Annotated in this window: 14 protein-coding genes; 9 read left to right on the top strand and 5 right to left on the bottom strand. The window is 60.9% G+C overall.

The window, feature by feature from the left end; translation table 11 throughout:
* The first annotated feature begins 30 nt into the window (after positions 1 to 30).
* From B2M20_RS11790 to B2M20_RS11775, 4 genes are read left to right on the top strand one after another with little or no spacing between them, the layout of a single operon-like run.
* Positions 31 to 750 carry a TetR/AcrR family transcriptional regulator gene (locus tag B2M20_RS11790; protein WP_087881171.1) on the top strand — a complete coding sequence of 240 codons (720 nt, stop codon included), beginning with the start codon at positions 31 to 33 and terminating at the stop codon, positions 748 to 750.
* Positions 747 to 1,535 carry an HlyD family secretion protein gene (locus B2M20_RS11785; protein WP_079447240.1) on the top strand — a complete coding sequence of 263 codons (789 nt, stop codon included), beginning with the start codon at positions 747 to 749 and terminating at the stop codon, positions 1,533 to 1,535. The genes B2M20_RS11790 and B2M20_RS11785 overlap by 4 nt, the downstream gene beginning before the upstream one ends.
* Entirely contained in the window at positions 1,532 to 2,476 is a 945-nt protein-coding gene (locus tag B2M20_RS11780) for an ABC transporter ATP-binding protein (RefSeq protein WP_079447239.1), read from the top strand. Before B2M20_RS11785 ends, B2M20_RS11780 begins: the two co-directional genes overlap by 4 nt.
* The gene (locus tag B2M20_RS11775) at positions 2,473 to 3,630 is read left to right on the top strand and encodes an ABC transporter permease (protein WP_079447238.1); all 1,158 of its coding nucleotides are present in this window, start codon (positions 2,473 to 2,475) and stop codon (positions 3,628 to 3,630) included. The genes B2M20_RS11780 and B2M20_RS11775 overlap by 4 nt, the downstream gene beginning before the upstream one ends.
* A gap of 18 nt (positions 3,631 to 3,648) precedes the next feature.
* Here B2M20_RS11775 and bcsS read toward each other — a convergent pair whose 3' ends face one another.
* Both bcsS and B2M20_RS11765 read right to left on the bottom strand, forming a co-directional pair.
* A complete protein-coding gene (gene bcsS, locus B2M20_RS11770; protein ID WP_079447237.1) occupies positions 3,649 to 4,374 on the bottom strand; it encodes a cellulose biosynthesis protein BcsS in 726 nt (241 codons plus the stop codon).
* Between the two features lie 148 nt (positions 4,375 to 4,522).
* Positions 4,523 to 5,326 (bottom strand): DUF72 domain-containing protein, encoded by an 804-nt coding sequence (locus B2M20_RS11765; RefSeq protein WP_079447236.1) that lies wholly within the window; start codon positions 5,324 to 5,326, stop codon positions 4,523 to 4,525.
* Positions 5,327 to 5,598: 272 nt separating this feature from the next.
* On the opposite strand from B2M20_RS11765, the gene B2M20_RS11760 reads away from it, so the two are divergent.
* The 4 genes from B2M20_RS11760 to B2M20_RS11740 all read left to right on the top strand — a co-directional run bounded on the left by B2M20_RS11760 (position 5,599) and on the right by B2M20_RS11740 (position 10,133).
* Complete coding sequence (locus B2M20_RS11760) at positions 5,599 to 6,729, top strand: glycosyltransferase (protein ID WP_079447235.1); 1,131 nt, start codon at positions 5,599 to 5,601, stop codon at positions 6,727 to 6,729.
* Positions 6,730 to 6,736: 7 nt separating this feature from the next.
* Positions 6,737 to 8,233 carry a glycosyltransferase family 39 protein gene (locus B2M20_RS11755; protein WP_079447234.1) on the top strand — a complete coding sequence of 499 codons (1,497 nt, stop codon included), beginning with the start codon at positions 6,737 to 6,739 and terminating at the stop codon, positions 8,231 to 8,233.
* A gap of 196 nt (positions 8,234 to 8,429) precedes the next feature.
* Positions 8,430 to 9,023, top strand: coding sequence for a DUF4142 domain-containing protein (locus B2M20_RS11750; RefSeq protein WP_079447233.1), 594 nt, complete (start codon positions 8,430 to 8,432; stop codon positions 9,021 to 9,023).
* A 462-nt stretch (positions 9,024 to 9,485) separates the two neighbouring features.
* Complete coding sequence (locus B2M20_RS11740) at positions 9,486 to 10,133, top strand: VOC family protein (RefSeq protein WP_079447338.1); 648 nt, start codon at positions 9,486 to 9,488, stop codon at positions 10,131 to 10,133.
* A 34-nt stretch (positions 10,134 to 10,167) separates the two neighbouring features.
* On the opposite strand, the gene B2M20_RS11735 is transcribed toward B2M20_RS11740, so the two are convergent.
* Complete coding sequence (locus tag B2M20_RS11735) at positions 10,168 to 10,401, bottom strand: hypothetical protein (RefSeq protein ID WP_139372894.1); 234 nt, start codon at positions 10,399 to 10,401, stop codon at positions 10,168 to 10,170.
* A gap of 117 nt (positions 10,402 to 10,518) precedes the next feature.
* On the opposite strand from B2M20_RS11735, the gene B2M20_RS11730 reads away from it, so the two are divergent.
* Entirely contained in the window at positions 10,519 to 10,902 is a 384-nt protein-coding gene (locus tag B2M20_RS11730) for a hypothetical protein (protein WP_079447230.1), read from the top strand.
* A 210-nt stretch (positions 10,903 to 11,112) separates the two neighbouring features.
* Here B2M20_RS11730 and groL read toward each other — a convergent pair whose 3' ends face one another.
* Positions 11,113 to 12,756, bottom strand: a complete 1,644-nt coding sequence (gene groL, locus B2M20_RS11725; RefSeq protein WP_079447229.1) for a chaperonin GroEL — start codon at positions 12,754 to 12,756, stop codon at positions 11,113 to 11,115.
* Positions 12,757 to 12,796: 40 nt separating this feature from the next.
* On the bottom strand, positions 12,797 to 13,114 hold the full coding sequence (gene groES / locus B2M20_RS11720; RefSeq protein ID WP_079447228.1) for a co-chaperone GroES: 318 nt from the start codon (positions 13,112 to 13,114) through the stop codon (positions 12,797 to 12,799).
* Positions 13,115 to 13,475 lie beyond the last annotated feature (361 nt).

Here is a 13,475-nt window from a genome sequence, read left to right as displayed (position 1 = left end):
TATGACTGACTGGTCAGTCATAATAATCTGATGAAAGCTGCAAAAACCAAACGACGAAACGCCGCCACTGCGAACTCCGCCAAAGGCCGATCTGCCACAAGCACAGTCGGTGCGACTTCCTCGCAGACGGGCAGGGTGGCCAACCCCCCGAACCGCGCAGCACGCGCAGCGCAGCGACGCGCGGCGATCATCGCGGCGGGACTCGATGAATTCACCGCGCGTGGTTTTGCTGCAACCCGTCTGGACGACGTGGCAAAGCGGGCAGGCGTCGCCAAGGGTACCATCTATCTGCACTTCAAGGACAAGGAGGCGCTGTTCCAGGAGCTTGTGCGCACGGCGCTCGTGCCGCTGATCGGAAATCTGATGACCGTGCCTGCCGCTGGCGGATCGGTACGCGAGATCCTTGAACGCTTCGCTGAGACTTTTGTCCGCGACGTTGCCGGGACCAAGCGCGGCGATATCGTTCGCTTGATCATGGCGGAGGGCACGCGCTTTCCGTCGCTCGCCGACTTCTACTTTCGCGAAGTCGTTTCGCGTGGCCTCGCGGGCATGCGCAAGCTGATCGAATACGGCATCGAGCGCGGAGAAATCCGCAATGCGCGCCTTGCCGACTTCCCCCAGATCGTCATTGCGCCTGCCATGGTCGCCGTGATGTGGCAAGGCCTGTTCGGCCGGCATGCGCCGCTCGATGCTGTGGCAATGTTGAAGGTCCATCTCGATCTGATCTTTGGCGAACGGAGAGCTTCATGACCGCGCTGCGTACAGTCGCGCGTGCCGGCACCGCGTTGGCGCTGGCGGTTCTCGTTGCCGGCTGCGGCCAGAAGCTGCCGCCCGGCTATCAGGGCTGGGTCGAGGCCGACATGATTTTTGTCAGTCCCGACGAGAGTGGTCGCGTCACCAAACTGAATGTGCGCGAAGGCGACGCTGTCGAGGTCGGCGCGCAGCTCTATTCGGTCGACGATGACCTGCAACAGGCTGATCTCAATCAGAACAAAGCGACGCTGGCGAATGCGCAGCAGACTTACGATCGTGCGGCCTCGCTGAGGAAAACCGGGGCCGGTACGCAGGCGACTCTGGATTCCGCCGTCTCGGCGTTGCGTGTCGCCGAGGCGCGGGTCAACACCTCGCAGACGCGGCTGTCGCGGCGCAAGGGCTTTGCGCCGGTCGCAGGGACCATACAGCAAATCTATTTCCGCGAAGGCGAGATGACGCCGGCGCAACGGCCGGTGCTGTCGATCATGCCGCCGGGTAACATGAAGGTCCGGTTTTTTGTGTCGGAGCCGGATTTACCGAAACTCAGGATCGGGCAGGATGTTCACATCACCTGTGACAACTGTGCGCCCGATCTGACGGCAAAGATCTATTTCATCGCCACTCAGGCCGAATACACACCGCCGGTTATCTACAGTCTCGAGGAGCGCAATAAGCTGGTGTTCCTGGTTCAGGCGCGGCCCACCAGGCCGGACAGTCTCCGCGTCGGGCAGCCGGTCACCGTGCAGATCGACGCCGCGCCACCCGGAGGGGTAGCACCATGATCCAGGCAGCCGTGAAAGCGTCCGACATCGCGATCGAGGTTTCCGGCCTATCGAAATCGTTCAACGGCCGCGAGGTCGTGCACGACCTGTCCATGCAGGTAAAGCGCGGAATGATCTACGGCTTCCTTGGTCCCAATGGGTCGGGCAAGACCACCACCATCCGCATGCTCTGCGGACTGCTGACGCCCGATAGCGGCGAGGGTACCTGCCTCGGCTACGATATCCGCCGCGACGCCGACAAGATCAAGCGCCGGGTCGGCTACATGACCCAGCGTTTCAGCCTGTATCAGGATCTGTCGGTGCGCGAAAACCTGGAGTTCGTTGCACGGCTCTACGGCATTCGCGGTGCGCCCGGCGCGGCGCGGGCCATGATCAAGCGGCTCGGTCTTAACGGCCGCGAGGAGCAGCTTGCGGGTGAATTGTCCGGTGGCTGGAAGCAGCGCCTCGCGCTTGGCGCCTGTACGCTGCCGAACCCGCAACTTCTATTGCTCGACGAGCCGACCGCCGGTGTCGATCCGAAGGCGCGGCGTGAGTTCTGGAATGAGATTCACGCGTTGGCTGCGGACGGCCTGACGGTACTGGTCTCTACCCACTACATGGACGAGGCCGAACGCTGTCACGAGATCGCCTATATCGCCTACGGCCATCTGCTTGCGCATGGCACCGTAGACGATGTGATCGCGAAATCGGCGCTCACCACTTACACAGTCACGGGCGGCGACCTCAATGGGCTGTCGGCCGAGCTCGCAGGCAAGCCGGGCATCGACATGGCCGCGCCGTTCGGTACCAGTTTACATGTCTCCGGCCGCGACAAGGCCGCGCTCGAACAGACGATCGCGGCCTATCGCAGTCGTGGCGATCTGCATTGGCAGCAGAGCGAGCCATCGCTGGAGGACGTGTTCATCGAACTGATGAGTCGTTCGAAGGATAATTTCCAATGAGTGCCGCGAATGACCATTCCGCCGAAAGGGAAATGCCGTTCGGCTTCTGGCGGCGCAGCTACGCTATGCTGGTGAAAGAGTTCATCCAGCTCCGGCGCGACCGGGTATCGTTCGCGATGATCGTGATGATTCCGGTGATGCAGCTCATGCTGTTCGGCTATGCGATCAACACCACACCGCGCCATCTGCCTACCGCGGTTCTGCTGCAGGAAGACAGCGACCTCGCGCGCTCGATTCTGAAGGCATTGGAGAACACGTCCTATTTCCGTTTCACGCAAGAGGTGCATGACGTCGATACGTTCGACAATCTCCTGAAATCCGGCACGGTGCTGTTCGGTGTCGAGATTCCGCGTGGCTTCGAGCGCGGGGTGCGGCGTGGTGATCGTCCGGCGCTGCTGGTTGCCGCTGATGCCACCGATCCCGTCGCCGCCGGTTCTGCGTTGAGCGCACTCGGCTCGGTCGTGCAGACCGCGCTCGCGCATGATCTGCATATTGGCGATCCACCCGATCCGCCATTCGAAATCCGGGCGCATGCGCGGTACAATCCGGCGGCGTCGTCGCGGCTGAACATTGTGCCCGGGCTCGTCGGCACCATTCTCACCATGACCATGCTGATTTTCACGGCCTTGTCGGTCACGCGCGAGATCGAACGGGGTACCATGGAGAGCCTGCTGTCGATGCCGATCACGCCGGTCGAGGTGATGATCGGCAAGATCTTGCCTTACGTGCTGGTCGGATTTATTCAAGCAACCCTGATCATCGGCATCGGCGTGCTGCTGTTCGGCGTCCCCGTCTATGGTAGCCTGACGTTGTTGGCGTTGCTCTCGACTTTGTTCATCACAACCAATCTCGCCGTCGGATACACATTCTCGACCATCGTGCAGAATCAGCTCCAGGCCATGCAGATGTCGATGATGTTCTTCCTGCCAAGCATCCTGTTGTCCGGTTTTATGTTTCCCTTCGCCGGTATGCCCGTGTGGGCGCAGCGTGTCGGGGAGTGCCTGCCACTGACGCACTATGTCAGGATTGTCCGCGCCATCATGCTGAAGGGCGCGACCATGCAAAACCTGAAGTACGACACGCTCGCGTTGCTGGCGCTGATGCTGGTGGCCATGGCGATCGCGGTGACACGATTCCGCCGCACGCTGGATTAGCCGAGGCTAATGGAAACATCACTTTCGAAGCAAAGCGCTGACGCGCCCGTAGATGCCACTGCGGTCGAAACTATCTTCCACCAAGCCGGCGCCGACCGACCATTCCAGCAGCCCCGTCTTGAAGCCCGTGAGGTGCGTGCCGATCCGGTATTGGGTGCTGAACCGATCGGTGGATACGGAGACTTCGGGTCCGATCCAGAACCGGTCGAACAAACGCCAGCCGGCCGCGGCGCGGGCGCTATACACCGAGTAGATGGTGGTGATCGCGCCGGAAGCAGCCACCATCATCGCTGGCGTGGGCTCCCACCATAGCTCGCTCGCTAACTGGCCGCCGAAGCGGCTTCCGCTCAGCTTGCCGGTTTGAACATCGGGTTTGACCCCACGAATTTCCAGGGTTGGACCGGCAAACACCCTGATCTCGAGGTCACCGCGCTTGATCCGCCAGCCGGGCAGGGCCGAGGCGTGGAAGATGTTGGTGGTGAAGCGCTGCGTCGCAGTGTCGTACCGTTCGAGATTGTCGGACATAAACAAACGAACCAGAAAACCATCGTTGTTCAAGTCACCTTTCGGCGCCAGCAGCATTCCGTTGTAGCCGGCCAGTCCGTTGCTCCAGAGATCAATGCCGCTGAAAAACAGGAATCGTTCGGGTCTGGAGCCACCGCTGAGATTATCGGTCAGCGGCGGGGTTACCGCAGGCTGGGCCATTGACCGACCAACGGCCGCCCACACCAATAAGGCGGCCATGCCAAATGCGCGCACGCTCCCCAACGTACCCGAGCCCCCACAAGCCCCAAACGCCCATACGTACAACTACTGATAGCAGGCGGGCAGGCAGTCGCGTAGGGAACAATATGGAAACACCCTCAAGGTTTTTTTAACCAACCGTTCTTCGTCACCTCAACCGTGCGATCAATTCCATCGCGCCCGCAGGTGCGCGGACCTTCCCTTCGTGGATCACGTAGGCGAACACGTCGCGCGCCACTTTCTTCGGCTGGGCCTCGCCCACGCGCGGCAGATCGTCGGGTTCGCCCCCTGTGGCCCAGCATCGAAAGCGCTTCGCCCAGGTATCGAGCTGCTTCGGAGGATAGCAAGTCTTGATCTCGTCGCTGCCTCTTTGCAGGCGCGCATAGACGAAATCCGCAACGGTATCGGCGATCGCCGGATACTTGCCGTGTTCGGCGAATACGACCGGCACTTGGAACTGCCGAAGGAGCGAAATGAAGGCCGGTGTGCAGAAGCTGTCGTGGCGAACTTCGACCACATGCCGCAGCGCACGTCCGTCCAGCTTCTTCGGCAAGACTTCGAGAAACTTGCCGAAATCGGACTCGTCGAAAGTCTTGGTCGGCGCAAACTGCCACAGCACCGGTCCGAGCCGGTCGCCCAGTTCCAGCACGCCCGAATCATAGAAACGTTTTACCGAATCGCCGGCTTCGGCCAGCACCCGGCGATTGGTGGCGAAACGCGGACCCTTCAGAGAGAATATAAAACCATCCGGCACCTCCCGCGCCCATTTGCGAAAGCTTTCGGGCTTCTGCGATCCGTAATAGGTGCCGTTGATCTCGATCGAGGTGAGCCTGGAGGCGGCGTATGCCAGCTCCTTCGCTTGCGCCAGCTTGTCCGGGTAGAAAGCGCCTCGCCAAGGGGCGAAAGTCCAGCCGCCGATTCCGACGTAGATATTGCCTGCTTTGCCCATCATATGGGACCTGCCTCTTGCGGATGTTCCGACCGTACCTACCTTAATGACAACGGCGATGTTGAAGCCCGCTCCGTCGCCGGAACGACCACGGGATAACTGGGTTGCGCCGGATGTACGCGCGCTCCGTTGTTCGTGGTCGTTGACTTCGGTCTGTTTCCCTACATTTCCGGCTTTTAGCAGGATTCCCGGCTCGCGCCTGTTAGGGCTTCACGCCGGCTACCTTGATGCGCTCATCTTGGCATCGGCGGTCGCCACAGATATATGCTGGCGCCATGAATGAAGCCATGAGACCGGAGCCGGTCGAGCTATCAACCGGAATGCCGCGTCAGCTTTCGGTTGTCGTGCCCACCTTCAACGAGCGCGACAACGTGGTTGCGCTGTACCGAAAACTGTCCGCGGCGCTGAAGGGAATTGCGTGGGAGGTCATCTATGTCGATGACAATTCCCCGGACGGAACTTCGGACGTAGTGCGCGAGCTGGCTGCGGCGGATCCGCGTGTTCGCTGTATCCGGCGCATCGGCCGGCGCGGGTTGTCCGGCGCATGCATCGAGGGCATTCTGGCATCGAGCGCGCCGTGCGCCGCGGTGATGGATGCCGATCTTCAGCACGATGAAACCCGGCTGCCGGAAATGCTCGCGCTTCTGGAAAGCAACGTCGTCGACCTCGTCGTCGGCAGCCGCTACATCGAAGGCGGCAGTGCCGACAGCTTCGACAAGCAGCGCGCAGGCTTCAGCATGCTGGCAACCTCGGTCGCGAAGAAGTTGCTGCGCATCGAAATCGCCGATCCCATGAGCGGCTTTTTCATGATCCGCCGCGACCGCTTCGAACAGCTTGCGCCTGAGCTTTCAACCCAGGGCTTCAAGATCCTGCTTGATGTGATCGCAACTGCGCGCGGCGCATTGCGTGTCAGAGAGATTCCCTACACCTTCGGCTCGCGGTTGCACGGCGAGAGCAAGCTGGATTCGATGGTCGCGCTCGACTTTCTGGGCCTCGTACTGGCGAAGCTGACGCATGACGCGGTATCGCTGCGGTTTCTGCTGTTCGCGCTGGTGGGATCGGTCGGTGTCGTCGTCCATTTCGCTGGTCTGTTTGTCGCGCTCGAAGTGTTGGGATGGCCGTTTCCGCACTCCCAGGCCTTCGGCGCGATCCTGGCGATGACCAGCAATTTCCTGTTCAACAATTTCCTGACCTATCGCGACCTGCGCCTGAAAGGGCTCGGGATCTTGCGCGGCCTCCTCGTTTTCTATCTCGTGTGCAGCGTCGGCCTGCTCGCCAATGTCGGCGTTGCATTTTCGGTCTACGATCAGAAGCCGATCTGGTGGCTGGCAGGCGCGACCGGCGCGCTGATGGGCGTGGTCTGGAATTACGCGGTATCCAGCCTATTCGTCTGGCGCAAGCGATAGCAGGGCGATGCATCCGGCCGAGACGCGGTCCGTCCGCGCCGTTGTTCTCACGGTCCTTGCGCTGGTGGCGCTGCGGCTCGTCTGCGCGGCGCTGACGCCGCTGACATTCGACGAAGCCTATTACTGGACGTGGTCGAAGCATCTGGCCGGCGGCTATTACGATCATCCGCCGATGGTGGCGATCGTGATTCGTCTCGGCACCATGATCGCTGGCGATACCGAATTCGGCGTCCGGCTGGTGTCGGTCCTGTTGGCGCTGCCGATGAGCTTTGCGGTCTACCGCACAACGGTGCTGCTGTTCGACAGTGCGCGCGCGGCGGCGTCGGCAGTCGTTTTTCTCAACCTCATGTTGATGGTTGCTGCGGGAACCGTGATCGTGACTCCGGACGCGCCGCTGATGGTGGCATCGAGTTTCGTGCTGCTGTGTCTCGCGAAGCTGTTCGTGACCGGGCGCGGGGCCTGGTGGCTCGGGGTGGGGGCAGCCGTCGGCGCGGCCCTGCTGTCGAAATACACCGCGCTGGTCTTCGGTCCGGTGATTCTGATCTGGCTGTTGGCCGTGCCGGAGCTGCGGCGCTGGCTGCGGACGCCGTGGCCTTATCTCGGGGGTCTGGTGGCGCTGGCGATCTTCTCGCCGGTCCTGATCTGGAACGCCGAACACCATTGGGTGTCGTTCGCCAAGCAGTTCGGTCGCGCGCGTGTCGACCAATTGACCCTTCGCTATATCATTGAGTTGATCCCGACTCAGATCGCCTTTGCGACGCCGCCGGTGTTCGGTCTCGCCGCGATGGGGCTGTTTGCATTGGCGAAACGCGGCGAGGGCACGCTGGCGGCGCGAGTGCTGATCAATGCGATGGTGTGGACGCTGACGATCTATTTTGTCTGGCATTCGTTGCATGGTCGAGTCGAGGCCAACTGGTTCGGACCGATCTATCCGGCGCTGGCGATCGCGGCGGCGGTGGCTTCCGATGTCGCGCGCTGGCAGCCGCGTGGTAGGCACTTCGCGGATGCCTGCCAGCGCTGGGCGCTGCCGGTGGGTGTTGGAATATTCGTGGCGCTGGTGGTGCAGGTGAACACTGGCCTACTCTCGGGCTATCGGCGCGATGCTTCGGTGCGTAGCGTTGGCGTTGGTTTTCCAGAGCTTGCCGCTGAGATTGAGACGATGCGCGCGAGAAGCGGCGCGCGCTGCGTGCTCGCTCAGGGTTATGGCGTAACGAGCTGGCTTCAGTTCTATCTGCCGAAGGGCACTTGCGTGGCGCAACATTTCGAGCGCATTCGCTGGATCAATGCTCCGCCACCGGATGCGTACCAGCTGACTGGCAAGCTGCTATATGTCGATGACGGATCGGCCAACTGGCCGCGCGTCGCGCAGTTTTTCAATCACGTCGAGAAGGTCGCGACTCTCGAACGCAAACGCGGGCCGCTGACGATCGAGACCTTCCAGATCGACGTGGTGGCGGACCCGAAAGGCGATGTGCTCGCGCCACTGCCGCCGGAATTGAAGTAGCTGAATTCAGTTACAGGTGGCCGGACGGCTGACTCGATCTGAAAGATCGAGAGGACATGCAACCAACAAACCTGTTGACAGCGTCGGAACCACGCTGCGCGCCAGCCGTTGTCGCTCAACGAGCGCTCCGGAACCGTAATTTCGTCATGCGGCCGAGCGGGGGCTGTTCCATACACAACCAAAAAGGATCCGCGACATGAAAAAGATTCTGATCGCTCTCGCCGCCACCACAATGCTGACCGGGGTGGTATCTGCGCAGTCCATCAGCGAAAGAACCGGCGTTAACTCTGTGCTCGGCGTCGCGCCGTCCACCGCCGACTTCGTCAAGGAGGTCGCAACCAGCGACATGCTGGAAATCGAGGCTGCCAAGATCGCGCAGCAGAAGGGCAATGACGCGGAAAAGAAGTTTGCCGAACGAGTGATCGCCGATCACACCCAGACCTCGAACGACCTCAAGGGTATGGTGAAAAGCGGCGACCTGAAGGCCGAGTTGCCGACCGCGCTCGACAGTTCCGCGCAAAGCAAGCTCGACAAGCTCAGAGTCGCGACACCTCAGGAATTCGCCGCGCTTTACGATCCGATGCAGGTCGATGCCCATGAGGATGCTGTGTCGCTGTTCGAGCGCTATTCCAAGAGCGGCGATAACGCCAATCTGAAGAACTGGGCCGGCAAGACACTGGAGACGCTCAAGAGCCACCTCGTCATGGCAATCAAGATGAATGAGGATCGGCGTTCGACGGTCGGCAGTTCGAAATCGGCGCCCGCGCCGATGCGGATGGACCGCAAGTAGGCGGCACGACCGTCTCGCAGGAGCAGCGCCGCGCGCGACGTGCGCGCGGTCAGACACGCGTCATCGCCCCTGTTGTTTATCGGCGCGGGGACGCCGTCGTGTTACGCCTCAAGTTCGCGCCATCGAAGACGCGCGCTTGAGGTGTTCCTCGTTCGCGCCGTCGAAGAAGCGCGCTTGAGGTGTTCCTCATTCGCGCCATCGAAGAAGAGGGCGCGCGGAACGCCGGGTGCCCGATGCACCCGCGGCCTCGTGTGCGAAAGTGAAAAGCACACGAGCGTAGTCACCACGGTCACCACGGTCACACCGGCTTCATCCGGCGTTCCGCGGCCGAGGGTCAGGGGACGCTGCTGCCGTTGACAATTTACCGTCCGGACAGGCATCATGTAATAGTTGCAGTAGGGCGCATCGGCTGAAGCCGAAGGGGCAATGCCCACCTACGATGTGCTAACCGTAGTTGCGCCCATGCCTAGCCTTGAAAACCTGAAGAAGCAGGCCAAACAGTATCTGCGCTGGCATCGTGAGCGGTATTATCCAGTTGCCGCCGCGATCAGAGCTGCGCTGCCTCGATTTCAGCAGCTTGACGATCATCAAGTGCTGGAAGCGAAGTTCAGGCTCAGCGATGCACAAGAGCTTGTGGCTCGCCAATTGGGGTTTGAGGAATGGCAGGCGCTCAAGGCAGGAGCTCTAGCCATGAGCACGCAAGTCAAACAGGCAATGACAATTCCAAACCTCAGCGGAACGGCAGCTCAACTCTATGTCGCTGACGTCAAGGCGTCGTGCGATTTCTTTACTTCCAAACTCGGCTTTGCAATCGACTTTGTGTACGGCGATCCGCCGTTTTATGGCGCGGTCAAGCGCGACCGTGCGCAGCTTTGTGTGCGGCTTGTTTGCGAGCCAGTCTTTGTCGGAGACATTCGCCAGCGCGAGCAACTGCTTTCGGCGTCGATCACCGTCGACACCGCAGCAGAGATCAAGCAACTTTTCTTGGAATTCCAATCCGCAGGTGTGAGCTTCCACCAAGAACTGAAGAAAGAACCTTGGGGTGCACGGAACTTCATCGTCCTTGATCCAGACGGCAACCTCATTTTGTTTGCGGGTCCTGCCGATTGAGCGCTGGTCCCGCTCTTTCGACGGGCTTTGACGATCAGGCGAACAGAGTGGCGATCACAAACAAAAAGACCCGGTTTTTTGCACCGGGCCTTTCGCATTCGCATTCAGCTTCGAAGGGCTGATGGACTTTAGAAATCCATGCCGCCCATGCCGCCGCCCTGCATCGCCGGGGCGCACGGGTGTCCTTCTTCGACAGTTCTGCGACCATCTTTTTGCTGGTGATGAGCGAGCCGGAAAGAGATGGATGGCCGATAACAGACTCGGCCACAACGTTTGATCGGCTTTCGCGATAGCGGCCGATCGCGCGATAACCGGCTGAACCCGTGACGCCCGTCGGCAGACTCATATGAGACACTGTTAGCCAAGGGAAACCGGAACGAACACCATGCCATACATCTTACTCGTCGCCGTGGTCGGCATCCTGCTGCTTTACGTCAGCGACGCGATTCCGCTGTCGAGTGTCGGCGGGCCGATGGTGATCGCGCTGGCTGTCTTTGTCGCGGCGCTGGCCGTCGCGATCCACGAGGCATGGACGAAAAGGCGGGGCGTGCTCGGCTGGATCGTCAATATCATTTCCTCATTTCTCGGGACGTTTGTGGCTGCCCAGGTTGGCGGGATGATAATGGTCATGATCCTCAGCCCGTTTATGGATGGGTCGTCGCTCGCGGCTTCGGGAGGGGCCGTGATGGCTGTCTCGCTGGCCGGTGCCATGGCCGCTGCGGTGCTGGGATCGTGGGGTGCGTTGGCGATCGTGAACCGTTGGCGGTAAGCGTCACACCTCGCGCGCGTATAAAAAAGTCGGGCCAGACAAATTCGCGGGGTTTGTACCGCAAACAAAAACCCCGGCATCGCTGCCGGGGTTTTGCATTTCGTAACTGACTGAGAAGCGTGGATCAGAAATCCATGCCGCCACTGAAAGCCGGGCTTGCCCGGCTTTCAGCAGTTTAGATTCAGGGGCGACGACTTCTGACGCTGTGCGTCAGAAATCCATGCCGCCCATGCCGCCGCCGCCGCCCGGCATCGCCGGGGCAGCGGTGTTCTTCTTCGGCAGCTCTGCGACCATCGCCTCGGTGGTGATCAGCAGCGCCGCGACCGAAGCCGCGTTCTGGATCGCAGTGCGAACGACCTTGGTCGGGTCGATGATGCCCTTGGAGATCAGGTTGCCGTATTCGCCGGTCTGCGAGTCGAAGCCGTGCGAATACTGCTCCTTCTCGAGGATCTTGCCGACGATGACGCTGCCGTCTTCGCCTGCGTTGATCGCGATCTGGCGGGCCGGCGCGGACAACGCCTTGCGCACGATCTCGACGCCGGTCTTCTGGTCGTCGTTCTGAGTCTTGATACGCTTGAGCTGCTCGGAAGCACGGAGCAGGGCGACGCCGCCGCCCGGTACGATGCCTTCCTCGACGGCCGCGCGGGTCGCGTGCATTGCGTCATCCACGCGATCCTTGCGCTCCTTCACCTCGACCTCGGTCGCGCCGCCGACGCGGATCACCGCAACGCCGCCGGCGAGTTTGGCCAGACGCTCCTGCAGCTTCTCGCGATCGTAGTCCGAGGTTGTCTCCTCGATCTGCGCCTTGATCTGCGCCACGCGCGCCTCGATGTCGGCCTTCTTGCCGGAGCCGTTGACGATCGTGGTGTTTTCCTTGTCGATCATCACCTTCTTGGCGCGGCCGAGCATCTGCAGCGTGACGTTCTCGAGCTTGATGCCGAGATCTTCGCTGATCGCCTGACCGCCGGTCAGGATAGCGATGTCCTGCAGCATGGCCTTGCGGCGGTCGCCGAAGCCCGGAGCCTTGACGGCCGCGACCTTGAGGCCGCCGCGCAGGCGGTTGACCACCAGCGTCGCAAGCGCTTCGCCTTCGACGTCTTCGGCGACGATCACCAGCGGCTTGCCGGTCTGCACCACGGCCTCGAGCAGCGGCAGCAGCTCGTTCAGCGAGGAGAGCTTCTTCTCGTTGATAAGGATGTAGGCGTCGTCCATCTCAACGCGCATCTTTTCGGCGTTGGTGACGAAGTAGGGGGAGATGTAGCCGCGGTCGAACTGCATGCCCTCGACGACGTCGAGTTCGGTCTCGAGCGATTTGGCTTCTTCAACCGTGATGACGCCCTCGTTGCCGACCTTCTTCATGGCGTCGGCGAGGAATTTGCCGATTTCGGAATCGCCGTTGGCCGAGATGGTGCCGACCTGGGCGATTTCTTCGTTCGAGGTGACCTTCTTGGAATTCCGGACGAGGTCAGCGACCACGGCGTCGACGGCCAGATCAATGCCGCGCTTCAGGTCCATCGGGTTCATGCCGGCGGCGACCGACTTGGCGCCTTCCCTCACGATCGCCTGAGCCAGAACCGTCGCGGTGGTGGTGCCGTCACCGGCCGCGTCAGCGGACTTGGAGGCGACTTCGCGCACCATCTGCGCGCCCATGTTCTCGAACTTGTCGTCAAGCTCGATTTCCTTGGCGACGGTGACGCCGTCCTTGGTGATGCGGGGCGCGCCAAATGACTTTTCGAGCACCACGTTGCGGCCCTTCGGACCGAGTGTCACCTTCACCGCGTTGGCGAGGATGTCCACGCCGCGCAGCATCTTGTCGCGAGCTTCGACGCCGAATTTGACATCTTTGGCTGACATATTGGATATTTCCTTTGAATGATTTTGAAGGGGATGGCGCTCAGGCGGCCTTTTTCTTGGCAGGCGCGGCGTCGGTGAGGACGCCCATGATGTCGGACTCCTTCATGATGAGAAGATCCTGGCCGTCGATCTTCACCTCGGTGCCGGACCACTTGCCGAACAGCACCTTGTCGCCGACCTTGAGATCGATCGGGATCAGCTTGCCGGACTCGTCGCGGCCGCCGGGGCCGACGGCTACGACCTCGCCCTGCGAGGGCTTTTCCTTGGCCGTGTCGGGAATGATAATGCCGCCTGCGGTCTTCTCTTCAGCGTCGATGCGCTTGACCACGACGCGGTCGTGAAGCGGACGGAATTTCATGCAGTCCTCCTAAGATATTGAAAATTTGGGATGTTCTGAGTTTTAGCAGTCAACACAAGCGAGTGCTAGCTAACCGGACAGGACATAAGCCCGGTGCAGGGTGTGGGCAAGGGTCCGAGACGTATTTTTTAAGCAATCAAAGATGGAGACTGCCAGCGCCTGGTCGTCAATTTAACCCACCGTGCAGAGCATTGTTAGCAGATGCAGTAAGCTGCTGCTAGAACTTGGTTAATTGCTGGTTTCTTTATTTTTTTCATTTGTGATTCCGGCTTCGTATGTCACATTTTCCAGATGATCCGCGCATCAAAACCAGTCCAGACCGCGGATTACGGAGGAATGGAGCGTTATCGGGGAACCGGCC

The organism is Nitrobacter vulgaris, from assembly GCF_002028545.1.
GTDB lineage: Bacteria > Pseudomonadota > Alphaproteobacteria > Rhizobiales > Xanthobacteraceae > Nitrobacter > Nitrobacter vulgaris.
This window is presented reverse-complemented; position numbering and strand designations above follow the sequence as displayed.

What these genes read in the sequence shown, in the direction of transcription:
- B2M20_RS11775 (WP_079447238.1), top strand. Translation starts at nt 2,473, where the DNA reads ATGAGTGCCGCGAATGACCATTCCGCCGAAAGGGAAATGCCGTTCGGC.
- groES (WP_079447228.1), bottom strand. Translation starts at nt 13,114, where the DNA reads ATGAAATTCCGTCCGCTTCACGACCGCGTCGTGGTCAAGCGCATCGAC.
- B2M20_RS11785 (WP_079447240.1), top strand. Translation starts at nt 747, where the DNA reads ATGACCGCGCTGCGTACAGTCGCGCGTGCCGGCACCGCGTTGGCGCTG.
- B2M20_RS11760 (WP_079447235.1), top strand. Translation starts at nt 5,599, where the DNA reads ATGAATGAAGCCATGAGACCGGAGCCGGTCGAGCTATCAACCGGAATG.
- B2M20_RS11740 (WP_079447338.1), top strand. Translation starts at nt 9,486, where the DNA reads ATGCCTAGCCTTGAAAACCTGAAGAAGCAGGCCAAACAGTATCTGCGC.
- B2M20_RS11765 (WP_079447236.1), bottom strand. Translation starts at nt 5,326, where the DNA reads ATGATGGGCAAAGCAGGCAATATCTACGTCGGAATCGGCGGCTGGACT.
- B2M20_RS11780 (WP_079447239.1), top strand. Translation starts at nt 1,532, where the DNA reads ATGATCCAGGCAGCCGTGAAAGCGTCCGACATCGCGATCGAGGTTTCC.
- B2M20_RS11790 (WP_087881171.1), top strand. Translation starts at nt 31, where the DNA reads ATGAAAGCTGCAAAAACCAAACGACGAAACGCCGCCACTGCGAACTCC.
- B2M20_RS11730 (WP_079447230.1), top strand. Translation starts at nt 10,519, where the DNA reads ATGCCATACATCTTACTCGTCGCCGTGGTCGGCATCCTGCTGCTTTAC.
- B2M20_RS11755 (WP_079447234.1), top strand. Translation starts at nt 6,737, where the DNA reads ATGCATCCGGCCGAGACGCGGTCCGTCCGCGCCGTTGTTCTCACGGTC.
- groL (WP_079447229.1), bottom strand. Translation starts at nt 12,756, where the DNA reads ATGTCAGCCAAAGATGTCAAATTCGGCGTCGAAGCTCGCGACAAGATG.
- bcsS (WP_079447237.1), bottom strand. Translation starts at nt 4,374, where the DNA reads ATGGCCGCCTTATTGGTGTGGGCGGCCGTTGGTCGGTCAATGGCCCAG.
- B2M20_RS11750 (WP_079447233.1), top strand. Translation starts at nt 8,430, where the DNA reads ATGAAAAAGATTCTGATCGCTCTCGCCGCCACCACAATGCTGACCGGG.